At 59.4% G+C, this 23,896-nt stretch carries 25 protein-coding genes and 1 pseudogene; 10 read left to right on the top strand and 16 right to left on the bottom strand.

The annotated features are described in order from the left end of the window. Positions 1-53 precede the first annotated feature (53 nt). Both DM818_RS13550 and DM818_RS13545 read right to left on the bottom strand, forming a co-directional pair. On the bottom strand, positions 54-1,202 hold the full coding sequence (locus tag DM818_RS13550; protein WP_153952768.1) for an outer membrane protein assembly factor BamB family protein: 1,149 nt from the start codon (positions 1,200-1,202) through the stop codon (positions 54-56). Between the two features lie 52 nt (positions 1,203-1,254). After that, the gene (locus DM818_RS13545) at positions 1,255-2,886 is read right to left on the bottom strand and encodes an outer membrane protein assembly factor BamB family protein (RefSeq protein WP_172977343.1); all 1,632 of its coding nucleotides are present in this window, start codon (positions 2,884-2,886) and stop codon (positions 1,255-1,257) included. 236 nt (positions 2,887-3,122) lie between these two features. Here DM818_RS13545 and DM818_RS15240 point away from each other — a divergent pair. Then, positions 3,123-3,320, top strand: a pseudogene (locus tag DM818_RS15240) (RNA-guided endonuclease TnpB family protein); the annotation flags it as partial. 523 nt (positions 3,321-3,843) lie between these two features. Here the strand turns inward: DM818_RS15240 and DM818_RS13535 are convergent. Then, positions 3,844-4,524 (bottom strand): winged helix-turn-helix domain-containing protein, encoded by a 681-nt coding sequence (locus DM818_RS13535; protein WP_235907962.1) that lies wholly within the window; start codon positions 4,522-4,524, stop codon positions 3,844-3,846. 455 nt (positions 4,525-4,979) lie between these two features. Here DM818_RS13535 and DM818_RS13530 point away from each other — a divergent pair, with 455 nt between their 5' ends. The 4 genes from DM818_RS13530 (at position 4,980) to DM818_RS13515 (ending at position 12,938) form a co-directional block, all read left to right on the top strand. Next, complete coding sequence (locus DM818_RS13530) at positions 4,980-9,389, top strand: NosD domain-containing protein (RefSeq protein ID WP_153952766.1); 4,410 nt, start codon at positions 4,980-4,982, stop codon at positions 9,387-9,389. Between the two features lie 284 nt (positions 9,390-9,673). Beyond that, positions 9,674-10,636 (top strand): PGF-pre-PGF domain-containing protein, encoded by a 963-nt coding sequence (locus DM818_RS13525; RefSeq protein ID WP_172977342.1) that lies wholly within the window; start codon positions 9,674-9,676, stop codon positions 10,634-10,636. Positions 10,637-10,651: 15 nt separating this feature from the next. Beyond that, positions 10,652-12,394 (top strand): S8 family peptidase, encoded by a 1,743-nt coding sequence (locus DM818_RS13520; protein WP_153952764.1) that lies wholly within the window; start codon positions 10,652-10,654, stop codon positions 12,392-12,394. A gap of 190 nt (positions 12,395-12,584) precedes the next feature. Continuing rightward, positions 12,585-12,938 (top strand): DUF4397 domain-containing protein, encoded by a 354-nt coding sequence (locus DM818_RS13515; RefSeq protein ID WP_153952763.1) that lies wholly within the window; start codon positions 12,585-12,587, stop codon positions 12,936-12,938. Between the two features lie 207 nt (positions 12,939-13,145). On the opposite strand, the gene DM818_RS13510 is transcribed toward DM818_RS13515, so the two are convergent. The 8 genes from DM818_RS13510 to DM818_RS13475 all read right to left on the bottom strand — a co-directional run bounded on the left by DM818_RS13510 (position 13,146) and on the right by DM818_RS13475 (position 16,844). Continuing rightward, a complete protein-coding gene (locus tag DM818_RS13510) occupies positions 13,146-13,946 on the bottom strand; it encodes a hypothetical protein (protein WP_153952762.1) in 801 nt (266 codons plus the stop codon). Continuing rightward, positions 13,943-14,344, bottom strand: a complete 402-nt coding sequence (locus DM818_RS13505) for a PadR family transcriptional regulator (protein WP_153952761.1) — start codon at positions 14,342-14,344, stop codon at positions 13,943-13,945. The genes DM818_RS13510 and DM818_RS13505 overlap by 4 nt, the downstream gene beginning before the upstream one ends. Beyond that, on the bottom strand, positions 14,341-14,550 hold the full coding sequence (locus DM818_RS13500) for a hypothetical protein (RefSeq protein ID WP_153952760.1): 210 nt from the start codon (positions 14,548-14,550) through the stop codon (positions 14,341-14,343). The genes DM818_RS13505 and DM818_RS13500 overlap by 4 nt, the downstream gene beginning before the upstream one ends. Beyond that, positions 14,547-14,792: a hypothetical protein gene (locus DM818_RS13495; RefSeq protein ID WP_153952759.1), complete on the bottom strand. Its 246-nt coding sequence runs from the start codon at positions 14,790-14,792 to the stop codon at positions 14,547-14,549. Before DM818_RS13495 ends, DM818_RS13500 begins: the two co-directional genes overlap by 4 nt. Before the next feature lie 13 nt (positions 14,793-14,805). Further along, positions 14,806-15,057, bottom strand: a complete 252-nt coding sequence (locus DM818_RS13490; protein WP_153952758.1) for a hypothetical protein — start codon at positions 15,055-15,057, stop codon at positions 14,806-14,808. After that, the gene (locus DM818_RS13485) at positions 15,054-15,299 is read right to left on the bottom strand and encodes a hypothetical protein (protein ID WP_153952757.1); all 246 of its coding nucleotides are present in this window, start codon (positions 15,297-15,299) and stop codon (positions 15,054-15,056) included. Before DM818_RS13485 ends, DM818_RS13490 begins: the two co-directional genes overlap by 4 nt. Continuing rightward, entirely contained in the window at positions 15,289-16,182 is an 894-nt protein-coding gene (locus DM818_RS13480; RefSeq protein WP_153952756.1) for a hypothetical protein, read from the bottom strand. The genes DM818_RS13485 and DM818_RS13480 overlap by 11 nt, the downstream gene beginning before the upstream one ends. Positions 16,183-16,475: 293 nt before the next feature. Continuing rightward, on the bottom strand, positions 16,476-16,844 hold the full coding sequence (locus tag DM818_RS13475) for a hypothetical protein (RefSeq protein ID WP_153952755.1): 369 nt from the start codon (positions 16,842-16,844) through the stop codon (positions 16,476-16,478). A gap of 173 nt (positions 16,845-17,017) precedes the next feature. Between DM818_RS13475 and DM818_RS13470 the strand changes: the two genes are divergently transcribed. From DM818_RS13470 to DM818_RS13455, 4 genes are all read left to right on the top strand, one after another. Beyond that, on the top strand, positions 17,018-17,299 hold the full coding sequence (locus DM818_RS13470) for a hypothetical protein (protein WP_153952754.1): 282 nt from the start codon (positions 17,018-17,020) through the stop codon (positions 17,297-17,299). 153 nt (positions 17,300-17,452) lie between these two features. Continuing rightward, positions 17,453-17,770 (top strand): hypothetical protein, encoded by a 318-nt coding sequence (locus DM818_RS13465; protein ID WP_153952753.1) that lies wholly within the window; start codon positions 17,453-17,455, stop codon positions 17,768-17,770. Further along, on the top strand, positions 17,767-17,976 hold the full coding sequence (locus tag DM818_RS13460) for a hypothetical protein (RefSeq protein ID WP_153952752.1): 210 nt from the start codon (positions 17,767-17,769) through the stop codon (positions 17,974-17,976). The genes DM818_RS13465 and DM818_RS13460 overlap by 4 nt, the downstream gene beginning before the upstream one ends. A 107-nt stretch (positions 17,977-18,083) precedes the next feature. Beyond that, on the top strand, positions 18,084-18,674 hold the full coding sequence (locus DM818_RS13455; protein WP_153952751.1) for a hypothetical protein: 591 nt from the start codon (positions 18,084-18,086) through the stop codon (positions 18,672-18,674). 346 nt (positions 18,675-19,020) lie between these two features. Here the strand turns inward: DM818_RS13455 and DM818_RS13450 are convergent, their stop codons facing one another. The 5 genes from DM818_RS13450 to DM818_RS13430 form a co-directional block, all read right to left on the bottom strand. Next, positions 19,021-19,317, bottom strand: coding sequence for a hypothetical protein (locus DM818_RS13450; protein WP_153952750.1), 297 nt, complete (start codon positions 19,315-19,317; stop codon positions 19,021-19,023). Between the two features lie 81 nt (positions 19,318-19,398). Next, a complete protein-coding gene (locus DM818_RS13445; RefSeq protein ID WP_153952749.1) occupies positions 19,399-20,433 on the bottom strand; it encodes a Cdc6/Cdc18 family protein in 1,035 nt (344 codons plus the stop codon). A 211-nt stretch (positions 20,434-20,644) separates the two neighbouring features. Beyond that, positions 20,645-21,481 (bottom strand): hypothetical protein, encoded by an 837-nt coding sequence (locus DM818_RS13440; RefSeq protein ID WP_153952748.1) that lies wholly within the window; start codon positions 21,479-21,481, stop codon positions 20,645-20,647. A 69-nt stretch (positions 21,482-21,550) separates the two neighbouring features. Next, a complete protein-coding gene (locus DM818_RS13435) occupies positions 21,551-21,985 on the bottom strand; it encodes a type IV pilin (protein WP_153952747.1) in 435 nt (144 codons plus the stop codon). Between the two features lie 371 nt (positions 21,986-22,356). After that, positions 22,357-22,770 (bottom strand): type IV pilin, encoded by a 414-nt coding sequence (locus tag DM818_RS13430; RefSeq protein WP_153952746.1) that lies wholly within the window; start codon positions 22,768-22,770, stop codon positions 22,357-22,359. Between the two features lie 543 nt (positions 22,771-23,313). Here DM818_RS13430 and DM818_RS13425 point away from each other — a divergent pair. Then, positions 23,314-23,892, top strand: coding sequence for a hypothetical protein (locus DM818_RS13425; RefSeq protein ID WP_153952745.1), 579 nt, complete (start codon positions 23,314-23,316; stop codon positions 23,890-23,892). Positions 23,893-23,896: the final 4 nt, after the last annotated feature.

The raw sequence follows: 23,896 nt of genomic DNA, 5'->3' as shown, positions 1-23,896 counted from the left end.
GGTATAGCCAACCACGCAGATTCATCGAGTGCTGTCTCCCTCACATCGGAGAGTCACTGTTTCGCGCCACACTCCGGGCAGAAATTCAGTGGGTCGTGGTCAGAAAGATCGGCTCCACACCGTGCACACGCTTGATAGATCTGTGTCTTGTTCTCTGCCTGCTCAGTTTTTCCGGACAGCTCGGTCCCTGAGCCATCCAGCGCGTAGACCATCCCATCCTCACTCCCAATGTAGATGGTGCCATCCACTACCGTCACCGAGTGTACCATGCTATCTGTCTCGAAGGCCCACTGCTCGCGCCCAGTAGCTGCATCTACCGCGTGGACGTCGTCAATCCCGACGTAGACGGTGTCACTCACTACCGCTGGTGACAAGCTCACCTGCCTATCAGCGTGGAAGGCCCATTGCTCGCGTCCAGTCGCTGCATCGAGCGCGTAGACGGTTCCATCGTTACTCCCAACATAGACGATCCCGTCCACCACTGCCGGCGACGAGGTTACCCAGTCATCGGTCTTGAACGCCCATTGCTCGCGTCCAGTGGCTGCATCCAGCGCGTAAACGGTCTCGTCATTACTCCCGACATAGACGGTGCCACCCACCACCGACGGCGACGAGTACACCGAGCCGTCAGTCCGGAACGTCCACTCCTCGCGTCCAGTCGCTGCATCGAGCGCATACACGGTCCCGTCGTTACTCCCGACATAGACGGACCCATCCACCACCGCCGGTGACGACCGCACCGTGCCATCTGTCTGGACGGCCCACTGTTGAGTGCCGGTATTGCCATCTACCGCGTAAATAGTCCCATTGCCATCCCCGATGAAGACAGTGCCAGCTACCACTGCCGGCGACGAGGGGACCCATTTATCAGTCTCCTGGAAGGCCCACTGCTTGAGTCCAGTAGCTGCATCCAGCGCGTAGACATCCTCAATCCCAACGTAGACAGTGCCATCCACCACCGCCGGCGACGACCGCACCGACCAATAACTCTCGAAGGCCCACTGTAAATTGCCATGCTTGTCAGTCGTTACGATACCGTCTCCGGCGGCGATATACACTGACTCGTTCCAGACAGCCACCTCTCGCACGGGGCCTTGAAATTCGTGAGACCAGGCGACAGTGGGATCGTCGGGTAGAGCTGTCTCTGCTGACGTGTCAAAGCGATGGGTTGGATTGTACATCTGTACGGTCCGGTCGAGCATCGTTACCAGAGATAGCTCACCCCCACTGTGTCAAGATTACGCAGTCGGTGCCTCAGTCTGCATCCTGTGCATGGACGCGGATTCCTGCACTGCCGCTGACGACAATTTTGGAGTCACCTATGATCAGTCCGTCAGCGAAACGATCTACATCCTCTACGATTTCGTGAGGCTCACCCACATTATCAATCTGTACCAGATTGTTGTCTAAGCTAAGAAAGTATACCCCGTTTGCCATCGACACCGGAGCAACGTTACGTGGAACAGCCAAGTCAGCGTTGTAGAGCACATCAGAAATAAAGCGCGTCTTTACGCCTTCAGGAGACATCCAATACCATCTATCGCTGTAAAATGGCTTACACAGAACGAAGTCAAGAAATGTACTAAGCGGCGCAGATACGCCAACTCTAATGATGCCAGGACCAGGTGGGGGGACGTAGTGGCTTACTTCTGTTTTGTATTCTATCTCCCCAGATTCCGCATCTATTTTAAATAAATGGTTATTGTTTCCATCATCGATCGGGCCACCTTCCCGTCCACGTGCTGTTACTCGGTGGGACGTTCCAATATGCACGCTTCCGTCGTGAATACTCGGCGGTGTAAATCGAAATGCGGGGTCGTATTGTTCGTCATCAGGGCCAACATATCGGTCGGGATTCGTTGTTACATTCGTGCGAGCGGTCCAAGCCACGTCTCCAGTCTCCTGATGTATGCTCCAAATCCATTGTTCCTGCCCAGACGTTTGGCTTTTGTCGCCTGTCAGCGGTCCCGCGCCGTAGATTCGCTCACTATCGGCAGATAATGAACAGATCGACCTGACGTCGCTCGTGTTCCAAATGACACTCCCGTCGCGTTTGTGCAACGCAAATACTCCCTCTTCAGGAGAGTGCACAAACACCGTGTCACCGGTGACGACTGGAACATGATACGTCAACGCCGACTGCGGGGTATGGTTCCCTGAACGTTGCTCATTCGAGTACGTGTCGTGTTCGAACTCCCAAACGTCGTCGCCATCAGTGGTAACAGCTCGTGTTTTCGCCCCGGCGTTTATCTCGGTGAGGTAGATGATTCCATCATTAATTGTGGCTCCCTCGAACACGCCGTCGGTCTCAACCTCCCATCGTTTGTCTCCAGTGTCCAGAGAAAGACATGCCAAGCTACTGCCCTCGTCAGTACTACAGACATACAACTTGTTCTCGCAAACCACGGGCTGGCCGTAGGTACTCTCTTCAGACGTCCACTGGTGTGTCGCCTCGAGATGAGGGCCCCAGCTTCGAAGATTGCTAAACGTGTTTTTCACCGTTCCACCGTATTGGTTCCATTCGTGACGTGGCTCAACAAGTGAAATCGTACGAGATTTTTCTTGTATCACCGACGGGTCACCTTCTACACGGAGTTCGACCGAATCCTCCTGATCAAACTCGACGCTATAGCGTTCATCATAGATATCTCCCTCGTCAATTTGGCCAGAAATCGTGTCAAGAGTTTCATCACCGAACAGAACCGTATAGCTATATTCGGTCTGGGTACGTCCCGTGGTAGTGACACCGACGACTCCGGGGCCGCCTTTCGGATAGTTCTCAGGCGCATTCAGATCTACTCCGACCGTAGCCCGGTCACTCCCCTCGCTTTCAGTATCTTGATCACTGTTGGTGGGTTCTGCAGTCTTAGAGTCAGTTGTCTTCATCTCAGTCTCTGTGTTACTTTCTCCCTGAACTTGCCCGTCTCTCAGGGAGTTGCATCCACTCAGACCTAGGATTACGGGTAATGCGGCAGATGCGAACGTCCTCCGTTTCATTATGGAGTAGTACCAGTAGTACAGCAGTGTAAATGTAGTCCCATTTACCAACTATCACGGATGAAATCGCTCTACATTTCTGAAACCGGGAAATGTGGGTAAAAACCGAGTCTGAAGATTTGGTTCAGGCCGACATCACCGCTTCCGCGAATATCGCATGACGGATTGACCCGTGGGGAGAGAGCGTCCCGCTTGACAAGGCGGAATGCGATGACTCGCCTCGGGATGGGAGCGGTTGTGACACCGTCACGACTCAGTGTGAGCAGAGCATACCAGCGCAGATGACGCCCAAAGAGTCGGAACCCTCTGCCAGCGACGACTGACTGGCATTCACCATGCGTCGGAAACCTCGTTGTTTACGGCGAGGAGGATGTCACGGCAAGCCATCCTGCGCATTCACCAAGTCCCGATTACCATTCTCAACCGCTGTCCACCACGTCTTCAGTACAGCAATTGTGACAAGTGCCGGTGGGTAGTCAACCCCGATACAGGATTGCTTGTGTGCGTTGCGAGTATTGGGTGGATGAAAGTGGCGTACCGGCTTATCGGTGGCTTCATTCGTTGCTTCGCGCCCGAATCTAAATTCCAGTTCCTTCTCTCGATAGTGGTATTTGTAGTCCTCATTCTCCCACCATTGAATATCGAAATACCCACCTTGTCCGTGAATTCCGGGAGCGACTGTGACTCGTGCCGCTCTGATATCGTCTCCGTTCCGCTGTGTGAATGAGTGACCGTTCTGATACTGGAATTTGACGTCGACGATTCCGTTGCCGAGTTGTCGCCGCATCTGATTCACGCCCTCATCAATCGCGTCCGAATCAATGAGAGAGCCATTCCCCATCCCCATTACTGGCGTGGGGACCGATTGCCGGTGGAGTTCGTTGCCTGCTTCTCTGTTTGCTTGTCTGCCGGGTCAGTTACGATGGACGCCTGATCTTTTGCCTCTTTGAGACGGTATGCTGCTCTGAGGTGACTGAGTTCTCGTTCTGCTGTCCGCCAGTGAGAGACATCGCTGAGCTCATTCTGGTCGAGTTCTTTGTCTGAAACGAGGAGTTCCTCTGGATCAGTTGCGTCATATTTGTCTTTGTACCCTGCGATTTCTTGTTTTACTCGCTGAATCTGATCGACGAGTGTTTCGCTGCTGGCGAGTTGCCTGATTTGCTTGAGAAGGTGCCATTCTGGGTCTCGGGTATACAGTTTTCCAGAGTCGGTCTGCTGTGTTTTGACGATCCCTTCATCAGCAAGCTTGTTGAGTGTGGTTCTGGCTTTTGTTTCTGAGACGAGAGCTGTCTCTGCGATGTCGGACGCCGATTTCGGAGTAGTTGTTCTATCGATTACCGTGCGAATTCGCTCGTCGGTAGTGGTCTCGCTTTTCCACTCTGCGGCGGCGAAGTCATCAATGCTCTCAAAATCGTCGTCAGCAGTGTTGAATGGGTCAATATCATCCACGGTCACTGGGTCTTCTGAGAGCTCTTCTTCGGTGGGGAACTCGTCGGGACCATCGGAGGATGATGGGGTGTCTGACATACACTACGCTATGCTCAGGGAGCACATATATTTTGTCACCCCAGATATTTGTGCTATGGGGTTTGGCGGCATGATACCTATGAATGAAATACCCCATCGACATCACAGACATGTGACACTTACGATCATTAGCATCGACTGATGGGACACTGCTTGCAGTTCATACTAGCTGTCCTTACTGAGATGGTATGTCGGTTAGGGCCCCAGCCAATCAGTGGATGAGTCGGTGGGAAAACCACTTGCGTACCACCGGCTGAATAAAATTTCAGTATTCTCCTCCTCAATGGCTGCCAATATCAAATATATGTATAGCTTTTCTATTTGCAGTTTAAAATATATATGTATCCAATTTTTGGCTTACCGTTTGCAAATTATCGGTAGGGTCATTGCTCAATATAGCAGTAATTAAGTTAAGGGGGGCGTTATCAGAGAGTGACAATCCTTATCATGGGACGATGCTTGACGTCTCGAGGGTTGTCATGCAATCATTCGGGGGAATGATGAGAGATAACTCAACACCAGACAAATTACGTGCCCTGCTTCTAGCGGCACTGATGGTCGTCTCTGTCTTCGGGGCGAGCATCACGTTTGCTGGAGCAGCGGTGGGGCAAAGTGCAGGAAACACGTATGTGGTAGATGCAGCCGGCAACACTGGTTTTGATACCATTCAAGGTGCACTCGACAGTGAAGACGTCGGGACTGACGACACTGTTGTCGTCGAAGGGTATGACGGTACGTACGACGCATTCACCGTCCCTGAATCCGACGTGACAATTCGGGCAGCCGAGGGTGACCGTCCAGAGATTGATGTAACCCAGTCAGGAATCGGACCCAGCGACGGGACGAGTATCATTGGGTTTGACATCGATCTTGAGGATGGTACCACTATTTACACGAAAGGAGATGGCTTCACGCTGACGGACAATGTCATCTCGATTTCGCCAACAAGCAACTACGGTTTGCGTGTTGGTGACGCGGCGAACGTCGAGATTCGAGGGAATGACTTTGTCCAGCGTGAGGTGACTGGGGAGACCACTCCACAAGGAATCCTTCTGAGTTCCACGACGGATGCTCTTGTCGTCGACAATACATTCGACGGTAATGCCGCTGGGCAGGGGATCCTGGTGTCGAATAATGCAGGTGACACGACTGGAGCAACCCTGCGTGATAACGATATCACGGGCTTCGAACAGGGTATCTTCCTCTACGAAAACGCCGATGAGATTTCGGACGTGACCGTTGAGTCGAATACGGTAACAGGAGCCGCATCCGAGAGCTTCCTTACATTCGATGCGACAGGCTCGGATGGCTTCACCGGCATCAACGGTGAAGACCAGTCAACAGCGCAACTTGAAGCCGTCTACGACGCTAACACCGTGACGAACGTCACAATTGGCGATACGAGTCGGAGCGATAGCGAGGGGTCGCCAAGCGTGACCGAAGCGGTACTGCGTGATAACAACGACGACGGCTCTATTGACACGGTTGACGTGACCGTGGATGAACCCGTTGACGACAGCACGCTTAACACCACTGACTTTGAGGTCGGGGGCGTGACGCCCGAGAGTGTGTCCACCGGTGACTCACCGTACGACAAAGCGTTCACACTCACCGTCGCCCGCGACGCAGACATCTCGACGGGGTCGGTTGAGGTGGCGCTTGCTGACGGTCCTGAGGTAACCGACCTTGCGGGTAATGCGTTGCAGGCAATCGACCAGTCGGTAGTCGTTGATGAAGCAGCACCAAACGTTGAGGTACTGACGCCGAGCGAGCGCACACTCGTTGACTCGACGGACGTACTCGACGTGAGCTATCGATACACGGAAAGCGGAGATAGCGTCCAAGATGTCACGGTGACGCTGACTCAGGCTGACGGTGATGCGTCATACACGTACGCGGTCGATAGCTCACAATACGCGGGCGACGGTACGACGAAGAGTCTCGCGCTTGACCTCGACAAGAATGACGAGACGCTTGCCGATGGTGCGTACACCGTCTCGGTTGAGGTGACAGACGACAACGGGGAGACGGTCTCGGGGACGACCGCCGAACCGCACGTCGTCGTCGATGATGAGCCACCAGAAGTCTTCAACGTGAATGTTGATCCGGACAGCGACGTCGGCACGGATGCCGAGGTAGATGTCTCCTACACCTACCAAGATGTGACGAACGCAGCGAGCGTCACTATCCATGTCGTCGCCGAGGATACCGTTCCTGCGTTCGCGGCCGGTGACTTCGAGAACGCGGACTTCTCGCAGGTGACGAAAGACATCGATAACGGCAACACGGATCAGACCGTTTCCGTCGATCTGTCGACGCTTGAGGTGATTGAGGACAACAGTGACTATCAGGTGTTCGTCACTGCTACCGACGAGAACGGCAACACGAACCTCGACACCGATGCTGATCCGATCGTCGACCAGACTCCGGCGGGAGTTGATGTGAACGCCGAGGCGCCCGGCTTCGAGGCCGTCAACGCCAATGTCGGCAGTGACACTGTGACGGTGACGTTCACCGAAGCCGTTGTCGCAGGCGACGGCGACGAAGCGCTTGATCGCAGCGACTTCGCGTATCAGGATAACGCTGGTCCCGCGAGCAGTATCACAGGCGTTGAGCGAATCGCTCCTGACACCGTTCAGCTCACACTGGATGCGGCTGTCGACAGCGAGGACCTCAGTAACGACCTGATCAGCGTGCGGGCTGAGCAAGTCGTAGACACTGACGGCGAGAACGCGCGTCCAGTTCCAAGCGGTGCAACGATCGCGCTCGCGGACACCTCGGCGCCCAGCGAGCCGACACTAACCGCAGATGGCCCCGTTAATGCTGAGAACGTCGAGAGCTACGGGCCAGTGACGGTCGACATCGGCGACACGGTTGGCGATGTCGAATTGACTGTCACGGACGGTGAGACAATGGTCACGAGAGAGCAGACCGACGTGACCGGGGAGGTTAGCTTCACCGAGCTTGATCTCTCCGAGCTGGCTGATGGTGAACTCACTGTCACCGCGACAGTGACCGACGCCTCGAGCCAATCTGCATCCGACGACGCGGTGATCGAGAAGGACACGGTCGCGCCGGAACTGCTCAATGCAGAAGTTGACGCCGGGACGTCCGTCGTCCAACTCACGACGAGCGAACTGCTCGAAACCGCCTCTACTGAGGTCATCTCGGTCTCCGGCGAGGAGTACACAGTCGATTCAGTGGCCGACCCGATAATAATCGACACTGACTCCGACGACGAAGACGAAGTTGTGTATCCCGTCACGCTCAGTCAGGCGGTTCCACCTGAGGACCTGGAACAGCTTACCGTGGAGAGCAGCGCGACCGACGCGGCAGGCAATCCCGTGACTGGATCCGTCACGATCGACGACACGACTGGTCCATCAGTCATCTCTGCGACCGCGGCGGTCGGGGAGACGAGCATTGTCGTCGAAACCAGTGAGCCGCTCGGTGTCGAGGAGACAACGGCATCGACGTTCACGTATACCGACGAGAGTGGTGGAGACGCGACCACGGTCACCGGCGCTGAGGAACTCTCCGCAACTGAGTTCCGGCTTACGCTTGATTCGCCCGTTTCGCCGGCTGATACCGGTACCGACACGGTCAGCTTGGCTGCTGGCGTCTCAGACCTTGCAGGCAATGAGCGTCTCAACGCTCCATTTGTACTGGAAGGGGTCGGTGACGTACCGGACCTGCGTCTCAGCGCAGACGACACTACCCTCACCGTGACCGTGGTGAGTGACCAGCCGATTGCCGACACCCTCGGTGGCCCAGTCTCGGTTGCCGAGACGAACCGTGAATTCACCGCGGTCGAAGGCTTCGAGCTGGAAGACCGCTTCACCGAGAGTATCTCGCCTGATAGCTTCACGGAACAGTCGGCAGGTGTCTACACCGCGACGGTTGAAGCACCGGAAGATAGCTCCTACACCGCGAGTGCGTTAGTCGGTGAGGCTGACCAGACTGCGACCGCTGTCGTTGATACGGAAGCGCCAGCACCGACCGATGCTGTCCTGCTTGGCGTCTCCAGTGCGGCCCAGCTTGACGATACTCGGAATACACCGCGCGTGCGAGTACTGTTCAGCGAGCCGATACAGGCAAGTGAAGTGTCTCCGGACGACGTCTCAGTCGAGGGCTTCAACGGCGATATCGTCGCTGTGCAGAATGCTGGCTCCTTCGGCGCGCTTGAGATTGTACTCGAAGGTGAGCTTCGAACCGGCGACACGCCTGACGTGACGATTGCCGGTGACAGCTACACCGACCTCGCCGGCACAGCCGGTGAGAGTGAGGGTGCAACGACCATCCACACTGACGTCCTCGAACTTGAGGAAGGCGTCAACTTCGTGTCGGTGCCTGCAGCCAGTGGTGGCCTGAATATCGAGGCACTTCCGACCGAGAGCATCGAATCCATCAGCCGCTACGATGCTGCTGACAACGAGTTCGACGTCTACGTCCCCGGTGCACCGGATAACTCCTTCAGCCAACTCGAGGGTGGTGAGGGTTACATCGTCCGGATGACTGCGGACGCCTCAGTGCCAATCAACGTCAACAACGTGCCCGCTGGTGCGGACGCACCTAACAGCGTCGACCTCACCGAGGGGTACAATCTCGTCGGGCACTTCCAGGAAGATCATCAAACGGTCGAAACAGCGCTCTCCTCGGTAACTGCCGATCAGGACGGGAGCTTCGAGGATGTCGTCTTCCGGGTGCTCAGACAGGACGAATCGAGCGACGGCTTCAGCTACGAGTCATACCGCGCTGACGAGTTTGATCAGCTCGAACGCGGCGAGGCATACTTCGTCTTCGTCACGTCTGATCAGACGTACACGGAAGCACCGATGCGTGGTGGCGTATACAACGAGGCCTAACACATCCCTTCCACACAATGTCACATAACACACCGCATCACCCGACGACGCCGACGGACCGTTCAGGCTCCGCACGGCGACTTCGCAGCGCCGGTCTCGCAGCCGTCGTTGCTGCCGTCGTCGTACTTGGCGCCATCGGTGGCGGTGCGGTCGGCCTCTCCGGTGGTAGCGCACAGCCAAAGCCGCCTCAAGTCGTCTACGGCCAAGTGACTGATGCGGAAGGGACCGCTGTCAGCGGCGTCACGGTCACAGCGACGTACCGTGGCGACGTCGTCGCAACCGATGTGACGACGAGTACCGGCCAGTACCGGTTCAAAGTGCAGGCATCAGCGATTGATGAGGACGAGCAGCGCCAGTTCACCGTGGAGACGGGCGAACAGTCTTCCGATCACGAGTGGACGAGCGGTGGGGTAGCTGAAGTCGACTTCGCCGTCGAGACGGTCGACGGGGAGTCGAGTGCCCCCATCGAAGACACCGACCCGAACACACCGGGGGTGAACGTTGGGTTCAGCGGCGGTGAGACATCCGTGACTGCCATCACCTTCGACAACGAGGAGGTCGAGGGAAGCGGCACGGTCACCGTCAGTGAGCGCGCGGCTCCACCCGAGGAGTTCAGCCAGCCGCCCGGTGCTTCAGTTCGCGTCTCGGACATCACGGTACCGGATTCGGTCACTGATCAGTCCGCGACACTTCAATTCACCTTGCCAAACGTCGCACTTGACGGCGCTGGGAGTGAATTGACGGTGGTCCGCTATGACGAGGCAGACGACGCGTGGGAAGAACTCGAGACGACGGTCAACCCAACAGGCGATCAGATCGTAGTTGAGGCAACGACCCCCGGGTTCTCCACGTTCGCCGTCGTTGACCCGACGCGGCCAGCAACCCCGACCGCGACCCCGGCCGATGGCGGTGGTGATGATGATGATGGTGGTGCGCCACCGAGCGATGGTGATGCAACGCCGACGCCGGCGCCCGCGACGGACACACCGACGCCAGAACCCGCGACAGCCACTCCGACGCCGGCGCCGGGAACCGACACGCCGACGCCAGAGCCCGTAACGGCTACTCCAACACCAGCTCCTGCTACGGACACACCGACGCCGGAGCCTGTGACAGATACGCCGACGGAGGGTAGCGCCGAGACTGAAACCTCGGGAAGCCAGCCCGGCTTCGGTGGCATGGTCGCAATCGTCGCACTCGTTGGTGCCGCACTACTGGCACTTGGCCGCGAACAGCTCGATGAGTAACACACGAGGAAACCAATGACAAACGAACATAGCGAACGGACGCTCACCCGGCGAGCCACACTCGCCGGCATCGCTGGAGGAATCGGAGTCGCGATTGGCGGTGGTGGTGCCGTCCAAGCGACCGGAACGATCGACGACCAGTATCTGGTTGACACGCGCTCGGCCGAGTCAGAGGCATGGCGAGACGAAGTCGAGATTGTCGACGAGGTACCAGAGATCGGGTTCGCCTCGGTGCGGGGTAGCGAAAGCGCACTCTCTGGTCTTCGGTACGGGCAGGAGATACAGATGGAGATCTCGCCGCCCGAACGGCCGGACGGTGTCCCCGCAGCAGAGACGGACGAGTCGGTACCCACCGTCTCGCCTGACGCGACAGACACAGCCACAGAGGGAACACCCGGTCCACACCCGCTCCAGTGGGACAAAGAGGCCCAGGACATCGCACAACTCCACGAGCAGGGTATCACCGGAGAGGGGACCACGGTTGCCGTCGTGGACTCCGGTGTCGATGCCGACCACCCAGATTTGGACGTGAATACCGAAGCGTCGCAGAATTTCTCTGCGGCTGATAGCATCGGTGCTGCGACCGACTATCACGGAACCCACGTTGCAGGCATCGCGACTGCGAGCGGTGCGAACGCGTCTGGGGACGGCTCGCCGTATGTCGTCGGCGTTGCGCCCGACGCCGAGGTGCTGGACATGAAGGTGTTCCCGTACCTCTCCTCGGCATCGTTCCTAAACGCAATCCGCGCGAGCGTGGACGCCGGAGCAGATGTCGTGAACATGAGCTTCGGCCCTGGCAGCCCCTACGGACCGAGCATCGACTCAGACCTCAGTGTCGAATCCTACCGGCGCATCGGTGAGTACGCCCGTGAGAACGGCGCAGTGCTCGTCGAGTCAGCCGGTAACGCCGACGCGAATATTGATGCTGTCGAGGAGACGATTACCAACTCCGGAAAAGGGACTGTCGCCGGTTTCCTGCAGGTGAGTTCGACCGGACCGGTGTCATCCGGGACGACAGAGGCTGGTCTACCTGATTTCGGGAGTGTTGCTCCCACACATCTCCCGGCCTACTACACCAACTACGGCCCGGACTCCATCGACGTGAGCGCGCCCGGTGGGAACTCACTTGCATCCAACTTCGACGCTGTGTTGAGCACGATGCCGCCAGATGTTCCGGGTGGGTTTGCTCGCGTCGGGAGTGGCCAGTATGGACAGTACGGGACGCTTCACGGTACGAGTATGGCAGCGCCCAACATCGCGGGACTTGTTGCCCTCGTCGTCGGCGAGAATCCCGGCGCAGCGCCCGACCAACTCAAACAGCACATCAAGAACACCGCCCGTGAAATCGACACGGAGTATCCGCCGGTCTTCGAGCTGTTCGGGGTCAACATCGGTTACTTCGATGAGGTTGTCCCTGGGGTCTTCAGCGACTTCGAGCTTGAGGACCCATACACGTCACAGCGGTACCGTGGTGACGGCCACATGAATGCGACTCGTGCGGCCCAGAAGTCAGTCGCGTTCCCCGGTGGCTTTACCATCGACGGGGAGACCTACTATCCCGCCGACCCGGACGACGACGGGCTGTACGAAGATGTCAACGGGGACGGTGTCGTCGATATGGACGACGCGCGTATCCTCTACCGGATTGCCATCGGAAGTGGCAGCCTTGTTAATCCCGATCCGTTTGACTTCGACGGCGACGGCGACTTCGACATCAACGACGTGCAGGCGTTTATCCGGGATCTCGACGGAGTCTAATCGGCTCACATTCTGTTTCTTTATTTGATGCGCTGAGCTTACCCATTGAGGGACAAGCGGTTAGATACGTCGGCATATATCGGGTCAGTCACGCGGACTTGACCTCCTTCCGCGCCAGAAGACGAGGGACCCCCGCCACGGAAGATCACAGGCACAGAACAGGCCTGAGCAGAAGTTACCTCACTTCCAGATGACGAAAGCGAGTGCAGCAATCCCAGCTGTTTCAAGCACCTGTATCAGCATCATCGACCGGACCGCAAGCAACGGCAATGCAGTGTTTGACGGCGTGGCATACGGCGAGTCCGGGTACGCGACGGTCCCTGCTGGCGACTACACCCTCGACATTCGTGGCGATACCGAGAACAACGACGGAGAGGTCGTCGCAAGCTACGATGTGAGCCTCAGCGGTGGCGAAGTATACTCGGCAGTCGCTGTTGGCTACCTGTCACCGGATAATGAACCGGCTGACACCAACTTCGACTTGGTCGTCAGCCCAGACACGATGCAATCGACCGACGGACGCGTTTCTTGCTGTTGTTCGTGAGTGGCTGCACCCCTTCCGCAACTAACAGCGTTGTTAGTTGCTCGCGAAAGGGAGTGTTTGTCGAGCGCGTGGTGAACCACACTTCGATTCACCTCGTAAACTCGGGAATCGAAGTGGGAAGTGATTCACCACGCAGTAGCGGACCGCACAATACAGCACCGTAAACCGCGGAATTTTCCTTTGATGGGGGGAGATGCGTGGCGGCCGTCAGTCGTCCGTCTCACCTCCAAACACCGACTCGTCCGAGCAGCTAACAACAGTGTTAGTTGCTCGTGGGGGAGCGGCCGGCAGCTGGGCTGGCTCATCGTTGGGTGCTGGCTGCTCGTCGGTGGCCTCCCCCATCGTGGGATCATCGGCCGCGTCGCCGGTGTCAGGAACCGCGACCGTCACGCCATCGAGGGCGGCCTGCACGGCTTCGAGATACTCGTTCCAGCGCTCTTGATCAACCGACACCACGTGGCCATGCTCGGACTTGTGTCGGAACAGTGGCGTCGCGTCGGGGCCATACTCGCTGTTGCGAACGAGTGCGTCCATCGCCCGCGCGATGATCGTCGACATCCCCGTGTTGGTCGCAAGGTCGTGCTCGCGCAGGAGTCGACGGGCGTCGTCTGCACCCATCTCGAGTCGCCCACCCGTTGTCGGGGAGACGCCGGTCAACTGGTGGTCTGGAGAGCGTTCCCGAATGAACGCCTGCAGGAGACGGGCTGCCCGAATCTCGGATTGGGAGCCGTTCGCCCGCCCGGCCTTCAGGTCCTGTAACTCGATGTGTGCATCGACCATCGCCTCTCGAGCGTCGAAGGCCACCGTCTCGGTGGCCTCGCCCGACTGCTGGGCCACTTTGAACAGCGGCGTCCCGTCCAACTCCTGTTGGGCGATGGCCGGATTGTACTCACCAAGGACGAACTCCTCGAGATGTTGGAGTGACCGTTCGAGATACTCGATATCGTTTCGCAGGTCGGTAACGGCTGTCTCGAGTTCCGCGCGACTCATGGCCTCTGGGTCGGTCATTGGTCGCCCCCCTCGAACCCACGGGCAAGATATGCGATTTCACTCGCAAGCTGGGTGTGTCCCGTTTCCGTGAGTGCATACTCGTTCGTCCGCCCATCCAGCGCACGCTTGGTGATACTCCCGCTGTCGACAAGCTGCTCGAGGTTCTGATAGAGACGGCTGTGGTTGATGGCCGCGCCGTAGGCGGTCTCGAGTTCGCGTTTGATGGCGAGTCCGTAGCGTGGCTCCCCGGTGAGGACGCTCAGGATGCGGCACTGGAACTGCGTCAGGTCCGATGAGCCGAGCGGCAGTGATGGCTCCTGGCTGCCAGGCTCCCGCTCGTGGGCCTCGACGGTACGCTCGCTGTGTTCGGTCTCCTGTGTCTCGTCGGCTGTCGATGAATCTGGAGCTGGTGTCATGCTGTATCTTCGGCTGAATCGCCACTCAGTTCGGTCTCGTGACCGGTCGCTGCCTCGTGGTCGCCATACTCGGCGGCGAGAAACGCACGCGAGCGGGAGGTGGCGGTAAAGCCATACTCGTCGTCCGTACACCGGGCGCGATGCTTGGGTCGCGTCGCGCGGTCAAGTGCCGTCTCGGACGCCGGCTCGGGTGTGTCAGCGCTCACGGCCAGGTCACCTCCGCGTCGGCCGGCGCATATGTGCGGCAGTTCGTCGCGCGGTCGCGCGCGGTCAGTCGGTCGGCGGCGACTGCCTCCTGCAGGTGGTTGGTGAGCCGGCCGCCGTTTGCAAGCCCAAACCGCTTCGCGAGGTCTTTCGCACGAATCCCGCGGCGACCCTCGTCGTACCACATCGTCTCGATGGTGGTGACGACCGCGTCAACAGTCGGAAGGTCGGCAGACTGGCTCATGCGGCCACCCCGCTCAGCGGTTGGTGGTCCACGCACTGCTGAGACAGAACAGTCCGAGTACGCTGACGACACTCCCGGCGAAGACGCCGCCGGCCATCCCAACCACGAGGAGCCACCCCTCGATGAGGCCCGCAAAGCCGGTCTGGGCTGTCGTCGCGACGAACGGGCCGTTGGGCGGGAGCGACACAACGACCAGGCCGATACCGAGACAGAGTACGACTGCGCCCGCCCACCACGCGCCCGCGTTCGCCGGCCGTGCGGTCATTGGCCATCCGCCTCACCCCGCTCGGTGTCGGCCAGTGCCTCGGCATCAGCTTCCATGCGGGCGAGTTCGGTCGTGATGTCGTCGCGAATCGCCGCGAGTTCCTCGGCGCTCGCATCATTGGGCGCGTAGACCGCGACGGCACAGTCGCCGTGGGCGGCCCGTGACTGGACGATACTGTCGTCCGCGTCGTTGGTCTCACGTCGGAGCTGCGACAGCGCTCGCGACAGCACGTTACTCGCCATTGGCCACCCCCGCGGTCGTGGCGTCGGTCGGCAGGTCGCCCCGGAAGTACGAGTGCTCGCGACAGTACCGGGTGTGTGAGCCGGCCGGGTCGTTGGGACAGGCCGCGGTCGCGGCACATTCGTCAACCGCGTCGTACCGCACCGGGCCGTCGGTCTGCTCGTGGTCGTCGAGTATCTGCTGGCGACAGCCAACACACAGCCCATCCACCAGCACGACCGTCGGCACGGTCGCCTCGCACTTTTTGCAGTCTCGACAGGTGGCGATAGTGCCGCCGTCGGTCGCGACCTCCGGGTCCTCGTCCTCGTCGTCACCGAATGCATCGGCGATGCGCCGGCCGAGTTTGCCGGCGCGGTCGGGGCCAAAGCCATCGGCTTTCGCGATGGTGAGTGGGCCACCGGAACTGAACTGATACTGCTCGCAGTCAGCGACCAGTGCCTCGAAGTCGCCGTCGTAGATGGCCAACAGATCCGCAGCGGTCGCGTCGCCGATGCCTTTCACATCGGTCAGGCGGTCTACGTCGGCGCGGCCACCGTCCGTCGCGGTCGGCTCGGTCGTCGACTCCGACGCCGCGTCCGCTTCGGGGTTCGGGTCAACGAAGTGGACGTAGCGGCTGTTGGTTGTCGTCGAGAGTTGCGCGCCGGCGTCGGTCGCCATCGCGATGGCTTCCTCGACGGTCGCGTCCTTGCCGAAGCAGTACTGACACGCCTGCGGACGGAGCACGCGATTCCAGACTGCCTCGGGCGCGAACGTCTGGCGTGCACCGACTGGCGTTACCTCACACTGGGTCGGGCGCTCGTCGCCGACAGGCATCCGCCGTGCGCCCCCCTTCCGACCGGCGCGCGCCTTCTGCTTGCGGCGGTCCTGCACGTCGTCGGCGCTCATCGCCCACGCACCTCAGTTGGGTGTTGGGTTGTTGTGTTGTGTGCGGTTGTTGGATACCGATCTGAATGTGGCTGTTGGAGTGACGATTGGGTGACTGTACAACTCGTGTCTGTTCCCGCAGATTCTTGCGGGTGCGGTGTGTTAGTCCACATAGTCCTCAGGGACTCCCACGAGGCGTCGGACCCGCCCTGACGGGTTCGTCGCCGTTTTTTGTGGGCGACGAGTTCGCTTCCTGAGAGTCACATATCCCGTGCCAGAATCGAACTGGCCGTGACCGACCACGACGGGACGCATCATTCGGTGTCCTCCGAGTCCTGCTCGTCGAGCAGCGCGAGCGTTAGCAGGCCGAGATTCACGAGTGCGCGGACCGTCGCCGACTCCGTCATATCATGCCGCTCACGGGTGTCGCGAATCTGTGCTGCCGTTGGCTCGCTCACGCGGGTCTGGACCTGCACCCGGGCAGCACCGTCGACGCATCGGCCATCGGTCGTCGCGTCAACCACAGGCCGTGGCCCACCCGGCTGGACCTCGATGCCCTCGCGCTCGGCTGTGCGCCGGAGGCGGTCGTAGCTTGGCCCGTCCAGCTCGCGTGCGACGACCGCAATCGGGTCGCCGTCGTCCTCGACGCGGTCGCGGAGGAGTTTGGGGAGTGACTGACTCATGCCACACCACCCGTGCGTGCGTCGGTCTCCATACGCAGAGCTTGATGTCGGCAAGTAGTTAAGTGTTTGTGCTTGTTAGAACATCTGTGTGCAAAGAACGCACCCAGAAACCCAGTTATAACAAACCCGACAATTCCGGTGGTCATAATAGCGGCGTGGCAGATAGACAAAATGTGCCACAGAAGACCGCCAAAGAGGTTGTTCTGGAGTTCTTGGGGGAGCATGATTACCCCCACCAGCCCAAGGACATCTACGGCGGCCTCATCTACTCCCGCGATATCACATTCAGTTACCGCTCTGTTCAGGTGGCTGTCTCCGACCTCCACGAGAATGGACATCTCAAGAAGGTTGAGATAGACACGGATGAAGGGGTTGTGCGAGACCTCCCACCCAATTCCAGCAAACGTGCTCGCTACGTCGTGTCCGAATCTGGGCGTAGAAAATTGTCTGAATAAGCTCTCTATTGTGCTTGTTTGCACAATAACTAAGTAGCTCCCGCTATACGTATTTGATAGGGAACGCGGTCGCTGGCGGGTGATTACACCAGAAGCGAGGTGTGGTCGCCCGGGTGTTGGCGCACCCACGCGACCCTGGCCCTGCAAGCAAGCATGAGCAAATCCGATTCCGACCCCAGTAAATCTGTTGCACCGTCCGATCAACCACACATCTCCAGCCAGAAGATTGGCCAGCGGCCGGCCTACTTTCTCGTCGGGCGCGCCGGCGGCTGTGATCTCGTCGCGAGCGTCCGCACGCACACCGTGCACGTCGTCGACACCGACGCCGGGCGTGTTGTCCATCAGTACGTCTGGGACGCCCGCGAGCGCACGCTCGACGAGTTCGTCGCGGCCTACGATGACGCCTACGGGTTCGATGAGCGGCTGTACGGGGGCCTCAGTGGCATGGTCGAGCGCGCGCTGGGCGCATGAGCCAGCCCGACGACGCGCTGGTCGTGGCGTACACACCCGTCCGTGGGCCACGGCGGCGGCTGGTGATTCGCGAGACCGAGGATGGCCTTGTCCGGCGTGAGGAGGAGTGGACCGGCTGTGTGTGGCGGCCCGTTGGGACCGAGACGCTCGATGCTGTCGATGTGACCGACGAACTGCCGACTGCAGTGTTAACCAAACCAGAGTAGTCGTTTCGCTCCTTTCTCCCGCATCTCTGTATTCGTCCACGGACAACGGGAATTCCTTTACCGAACCGCTAACCACAGTCACCATATGATTCCACGGGGTGTCGTTTGTGGCTCGGCCCGATTCTGACGTTCTCCCAGAGCTACTGACTGCTGCGCGTCGGAAGTACGACCGAAAGTACAACCGACTCGAAGCAATCGACGATAAGTCGATGCGGACTGCTCGAACAGTAGTCATCGTCCTCGGCTTTGTCGCGTCGGCGGTCGCTGTGAGCGGCCCAGATGCAGTTGGGTCACTCAATCCCATCGCCCTGCTCACCGGGGGACTCGGCGTCCTCTCACTACTCGTCGCGGGCATCGTCTCCGTCGGGATATATGCAGAGACGATTGTCCCGGAAGACGTGACAAAGAATCTCATTACACCGGGCGGCGGTGAGACCGATACTGAAGTCTGGACGTTTCGTGCGGTAATCACGGTCTCGCAGGCGATTGATGAGCTCGATAGAGAGATTGACCGGAATCGAGGATATCTCCAGTATGCGTCGCTACTGCTGCTTATTGGTATAATCTTCCTGACTGTCTCGTCATTATCGCTCATCACTGTTCGGGGATTTGACCTCTCAATATGGGTTGCACCAGGGATAGCAGCCGCCGTCTCTGTCGGAAGTATTCTAGTACTAAGACTAATGAGGAGTGAGTGAGTAACGTTGGTAATATGAGTCAAACCACCGACGACGGAGGTTCGAGTGCGGTGGATTATACGCCGGAAGGCGTTGACAGAGACGACATCTCTGTTGAGTACAGTCGCCACGGTTCCGAGCGACTGCGACGATTTTTCAGATTCCTCGGTATTTCCTCGCCGCTCGATGACCAGTCGAAACCGGATGATGACGAGTGACCATGTGCGACTCTTCTGGCGGTGATGACGAATTGACGATGGCCGAGAAAGGGGTCCGGAGTCGGCGCGGCCCTGCCTTCCTCTATCGCTGGTTTCACTCCGACGAGTAAGTGCCACGTCGTTCGTATCGCGTACGAACGAAACCGGCCTCACTCTTCCTCCGGCGGCATGAACCGCCACCCGTCGTCTGTGTGTTCGAGTAGATCGGGCGCGTCGGCAGCCATCGCCCGGAGTGCTTCACCGACGACCGGTGCGGGGTAGCCGACGAGTCGCGAGGCGGACGCCGTTGTGTGCTCGTACTCACCACGTCCAGCCGCTCGCGCCAGCGCCTCGCGGAGTTCAGTCACGCACTTCCGCAGATGGGTCTCCGGTCCGCTATCACTGTTCAGCCCGAGCTCCTCAGCAATCAGGTCGTAATCCGGGTCGCCAGCAGCATCGGCACTCATACGTCGGCCTACCAGCCTGCCACGTATCAGTACAGACGGGGCGTTTCATTTGCTTCATGAGCTTCATTTGCTGGCGAGTCGCTACGGTGTCTGGTGGTTTTCTAATGAAATCGTAATTGGCGGTCGCGTGACGAACGTCCGGTCCTGTCGCGGCCCCCGGCGCTCGATAAGGTCGTACTCGACGAGGTCTGAGATATAGTTCGACATCTGCCGTTGGCTGCGCGGGTCCGACACGGCCTGCGTGTACCGCTCGTAGAGCGTCTCAAGCCCACACTCGCCGCCATCGTCCAGCGCGTCGAAGACCGCGCGGTGGTGGTGCGAATGCTTGCTGAGTTGCTTGTCCCGGATTTCTTCGGCTGCTCGGTCGATACCGTCTTCCACCACGTCGGCGCGCGTCACAGTCGTCCGGCCATCTTCTTCGGCCGCGCGAATTGACTGGGAGAGAATCGAAATCGCGTTGCGGGCATCGCCATCGGCGGCACGCGCAATCAGTTCGAGCTGGTCGTCGGGCACCGTGCCGGCGGTCGACAGGCCCCACTCAATGCGCTCCCGCATGATATCGATGAGTTCGGCGTCGGAATAGCTATCGAAGCTGATGGTCGTCATGGCACGAATTCGCGATTTGCCGTGCTCGTCGAGCGCCGCCTGCAGTCGCGGTTCGTTGTTCGTAATCGCGACCAACGTCACCTCACGCAGTGACCAGATATCGGTAATCGCACTGCGGTCTTTGAGACCGTCGACCTCATCGAGCACGATGACCCACGGCTCGGTCAACTCACGCAGGCGGTCGAGCATGTCGGCGGCCGACCGTGCGTGGCCACTTGGCCCGACGCCTGTCTCCCGGCCGAGCGTCTCAAGCAGCGTGTACCGCGACATGCCCGAGCAGTGGACGTGGGCGGTGTTGGCCGCAATCGACTGTTCGCGCAGGCGCGTGAGCGTGGAGTGCGCGACCGTCGTCTTCCCCGCGCCCGCTGGCCCCTCAAGCACCGCTGACTGTCCGGGGTCACCATCGGCAATCGGCTTGAGACAGCGCGATAGCGCCTGTTGTTCAGGGTTCCGCCCGACGACTGAGCGCGGCGGCTCGTCGAGGCGGAACGCGTTGACGTTCTGCAGCATATGTGCGATTACAACTCATGGGGTTATCAAATGCAACGGGTCGTTTCATTTGCTTCATTTACTTCATTTGGTGCGACCACCCGGCAGAATTATGCGTACTGGCCGTGAGAACAGAGTGCCGCGCGGGGATGAACAGACCCCTACCGCGGGTTCATACTTGTGTCCCGTCGCAAGACAGACGCAACTGGGGCGAGACCGCTCGCCCCGTGATCTAGCTCTCCAGCGCCGGCAGTGTCGGCGGCTGGTCGAGGACCGCCGCTGCCTCCGGGCGCAGTAGCAGACTCTGCTCCCCGAGCGTCACCGAGTCAGCCGGGCACACACGCCGCATCTGTGTTGCCAGTCCCTGCCACCACGCGTCGCCGCGGCGCTCCGCTTGGAGCCTGACCGCGTAGGCGTGTTGTTCCGTGTCGACAGGTGTTCCACGAACGCTGACCAGCGTCTGGAGCCACCGGAGCGCGACGGCTGGCGGCGCATCCTGCACCCATGTCGGGACGCGGCGGTCCCCATCGGCTTTTGCCCCGAGCGGCGCGTCGAGGATACCGTACAAGAATCGCCCGAATACGGAGCCATTCGCTGCTGGCTGGAGTTCACGTCCACGGCCAGCGTCCGGGTCCCCATGCTCAGTCGTCGCCATCCCGAGCACATTAAGCGCCTCACGGAGTGCCGCAGCTGGATCGTCGTCTCCGAGGGCAAACCGCGCGGTGAATGAGGGACCAGACAGCGACCCACCAGCACACACCCACGCATGCGCGATGGTCCACGCTGCCCCGATTCGGTCGGACAGCTCGCAGTCCAGCCAGCCGTGCTGGTCGGCTACCTCGATTGCGTGGGCCGGTTCGGGACGACTTGTTGCATCAACCCAGCCGCGAATCCGCCCGCGTTTCATGTCCATCGCGGTCGCAACGGCTTGGGACCCGTCGTTGGGGTGTTCTGCACAGTACCGACGGATTTCGCGGTAGTCTTCGACGCGCTCCCAGCCCGTTTGGCCGCCTCTGTCGGCGTAGGTGTTTGCGAGCCGGCGTTCGCGGTCGGGGCGGTCGGGGAGCATTATCGAATTGACACACCCGGGGCTATCGAGTGTTGTGGTCGCGAAAGAAAGGGCTGCGTGAAGCGGTCGTTAGCTGCTCGGTGCTTCGCTGGTCGCAAGCGTCTGGGTCGTGTCGCCGTTGCCCGAACTCCAGACAACACGGATCTCTTCACCGGTAGCGTACTCGATAGTGCGGCTCGTACCAGAACTCACGTCAGTTACTGTGGTACCGGTGCCTGCACTGTTCCAATCGCCGCCATTGCCACTGCTACTTGTCACGATTTCCAGCTGGTCTGCGGGAATCGTCTCGCCACCGTCGTGCGTGATAGTGACTGTAGCCGGTGATGCGCCTGTATCGTAATCGAAGCTGAACTGTGCTGTTGGCGTACTCTGGACGTTGTCGCCAAGTCCGAGCACGAACGTGCCAATCACCGCAGCAAGGATGACAGTGATTGCCACCATTAGTATCACGCCAATAACAGGCGAGACGGCTGTATCGTCGTCGAACAGTTGTTTGATATTCATTGTATGTTTGGAACCAGCACGTCAGACACCGAGCCAGTAGAGGGGGGCGAGATATGCGCGCAACATATCTCCTTGAGGATAGACAGGTGGTGACTGTCCTCCGTTCTCTCTCCTTTTGCTCTCGTTGACACCCGCAGGCACAAGCCACCGGGTGCGTCAGCGCGCGGTCTATCTGTATGTACACTTCCACTGTTATTAAAGACTGATGGGTATCTTCTCGGTGTGAGAAATATCCGCGTCAGGCGAGCCTGTCAGCGTGTGCTGGGCTAGCGTTTCGAATAGCCGGCCGAACACATCGCTGTATGGACGCCGCCGCAGCTACCGGGTAGTGTCGTCGTGAAAAAACGGCTGCACAGCAGGGAGTTCGTCAGTTAGTTTGGAACTTCACTACTCGCAAGTGTCTGGGTCGTATCGCCGTTGGTCGAACTCCAGACGACACGGATTTCGTCATCGGCATTAAGACCACTACTGATAGTGATACTGTCGCCAGAACTTATGTCACTTCCTGTTGGCCAGTCGCTACTAGCGTCGCTACCGGCTACCACCGTATCCAACTGGTCTCCCGGAATCGTCTCGCCACCGTCGTGCGTGATGGTGACCTCATCACCGTTGTTCGAGTAGTCGAAGCTAAACGTGGCTGTTGGCGTACTCTGGACGTTGTCGCCAAGTCCGAGCACGAACGTCCCGATAACAGCTGCCAGAATGACAGTGATTGCCACCATTAGTATCACGCCAATAACAGGCGAGACGGCTGTATCGTCGTCGAACAGATTGTTAATTTCCATATTGGTTGACAACCAGCGCGTCAGACACCGAGCCGGCCCAAGGATTTTTGAGCATGACACGCAACCGTACTCTTGAGGCTGGACAGGTGGTGACTGTCCTCCGTTCTCTCTCCTTGCGGACTCGTCAACGACCGAGAGCACAAGCCACCGGTCGCGTCAGCGCGCGGTCTAGCCGTAGTGACGCGCCCATGAATGTTAAATCCTCCCGCTCATTCTCCCGATTTGAGAGAACTGTTTAAGTAGTAATTCTGGCGAGTACCGCTTCGTGCCGGCGGTTCACAAGCACGCTTGTTATTCACAAACGCGTGTTTGATAAGCCAGCTAACACTAGCCACGACCTCCACGCGCACAGCGATGTATACACGGCCATTTTGCTAAGGGGAGTCGTGCCAAAGCGGTGGTAACACGCTCGCGGCGGGTCCGTCCCGCGCAGGGGAACGTGCTGACGACCGGCGGTTTACAGGCCGACCCGGTCCGCTCGCACGGCGGCGGCTGTCCCGGCCGTCGCGATGCGTCCGCAGTTCCAACTCTCACACTCACACCATGTCAACTAATCCATCAGCGACCGCGCCGTCGACCGACACCAGCACCACCGAGTCCGGGTCCGGCTCACCCTACGCCGGGCGCAACTGGTGGGGCGAAGACGTTGACGGCACCGACGACCAGACCGGCCACGACACCACTGGCGCAACCGCCAGCGAGCAGGCCGCCTGGAAAGCCCACCGGCTGCTTGCCAACAGCGCGCCCGCACTCTGCGGACTCGCCCGGAAAGACGGCATCGACATCGAACTCACCGCGCCCGACGCCTACCCGCCGGCCGACCCGGTAGCGAGTCAACTCACCGCCGTCCGCGTCAACGAAGAAACTGGCGCGCTCGCCGGCGGCTTCGGAACATGGGTCGAGCTGGGCGACCAGCCCCGTGACACGTTCATGGAGATCGTCGAGGCGTGTCTCGACCTCTGGCGCGCTCGCGAGAGCCTGCGCGACCGCGAATGTGACCGGCTTCGCGAACAGGCCCGCCAGCAGAAAGCCGCCCAAGACACGAGTGACGTGGATATCATCGCCGACCTGACGCTTGCCGTCACCTCCCCTGGCAGCGTCGAGGACTACTACGAGGACTGAGGCC

Origin of the sequence: Halosegnis longus, from assembly GCF_009663395.1 — an archaeon.
Taxonomy (GTDB): domain Archaea; phylum Halobacteriota; class Halobacteria; order Halobacteriales; family Haloarculaceae; genus Halosegnis; species Halosegnis longus.
The sequence above is the reverse complement of the archived record's forward strand: the minus strand, read 5'-3'. Positions and strand labels throughout refer to the sequence as shown.

Coding starts and splice junctions, on each gene's coding strand:
- DM818_RS13550 (WP_153952768.1), bottom strand. CDS start 1,202: ATGCTCGACCGGACCGTACAGATGTACAATCCAACCCATCGCTTTGAC.
- DM818_RS13545 (WP_172977343.1), bottom strand. CDS start 2,886: ATGAAGACAACTGACTCTAAGACTGCAGAACCCACCAACAGTGATCAA.
- DM818_RS13535 (WP_235907962.1), bottom strand. CDS start 4,524: ATGTCAGACACCCCATCATCCTCCGATGGTCCCGACGAGTTCCCCACC.
- DM818_RS13530 (WP_153952766.1), top strand. CDS start 4,980: ATGCTTGACGTCTCGAGGGTTGTCATGCAATCATTCGGGGGAATGATG.
- DM818_RS13520 (WP_153952764.1), top strand. CDS start 10,652: ATGACAAACGAACATAGCGAACGGACGCTCACCCGGCGAGCCACACTC.
- DM818_RS13515 (WP_153952763.1), top strand. CDS start 12,585: ATGACGAAAGCGAGTGCAGCAATCCCAGCTGTTTCAAGCACCTGTATC.
- DM818_RS13510 (WP_153952762.1), bottom strand. CDS start 13,946: ATGACCGACCCAGAGGCCATGAGTCGCGCGGAACTCGAGACAGCCGTT.
- DM818_RS13505 (WP_153952761.1), bottom strand. CDS start 14,344: ATGACACCAGCTCCAGATTCATCGACAGCCGACGAGACACAGGAGACC.
- DM818_RS13495 (WP_153952759.1), bottom strand. CDS start 14,792: ATGAGCCAGTCTGCCGACCTTCCGACTGTTGACGCGGTCGTCACCACC.
- DM818_RS13490 (WP_153952758.1), bottom strand. CDS start 15,057: ATGACCGCACGGCCGGCGAACGCGGGCGCGTGGTGGGCGGGCGCAGTC.
- DM818_RS13485 (WP_153952757.1), bottom strand. CDS start 15,299: ATGGCGAGTAACGTGCTGTCGCGAGCGCTGTCGCAGCTCCGACGTGAG.
- DM818_RS13480 (WP_153952756.1), bottom strand. CDS start 16,182: ATGAGCGCCGACGACGTGCAGGACCGCCGCAAGCAGAAGGCGCGCGCC.
- DM818_RS13475 (WP_153952755.1), bottom strand. CDS start 16,844: ATGAGTCAGTCACTCCCCAAACTCCTCCGCGACCGCGTCGAGGACGAC.
- DM818_RS13465 (WP_153952753.1), top strand. CDS start 17,453: ATGAGCAAATCCGATTCCGACCCCAGTAAATCTGTTGCACCGTCCGAT.
- DM818_RS13460 (WP_153952752.1), top strand. CDS start 17,767: ATGAGCCAGCCCGACGACGCGCTGGTCGTGGCGTACACACCCGTCCGT.
- DM818_RS13450 (WP_153952750.1), bottom strand. CDS start 19,317: ATGAGTGCCGATGCTGCTGGCGACCCGGATTACGACCTGATTGCTGAG.
- DM818_RS13445 (WP_153952749.1), bottom strand. CDS start 20,433: ATGCTGCAGAACGTCAACGCGTTCCGCCTCGACGAGCCGCCGCGCTCA.
- DM818_RS13440 (WP_153952748.1), bottom strand. CDS start 21,481: ATGCTCCCCGACCGCCCCGACCGCGAACGCCGGCTCGCAAACACCTAC.
- DM818_RS13435 (WP_153952747.1), bottom strand. CDS start 21,985: ATGAATATCAAACAACTGTTCGACGACGATACAGCCGTCTCGCCTGTT.
- DM818_RS13430 (WP_153952746.1), bottom strand. CDS start 22,770: ATGGAAATTAACAATCTGTTCGACGACGATACAGCCGTCTCGCCTGTT.
- DM818_RS13425 (WP_153952745.1), top strand. CDS start 23,314: ATGTCAACTAATCCATCAGCGACCGCGCCGTCGACCGACACCAGCACC.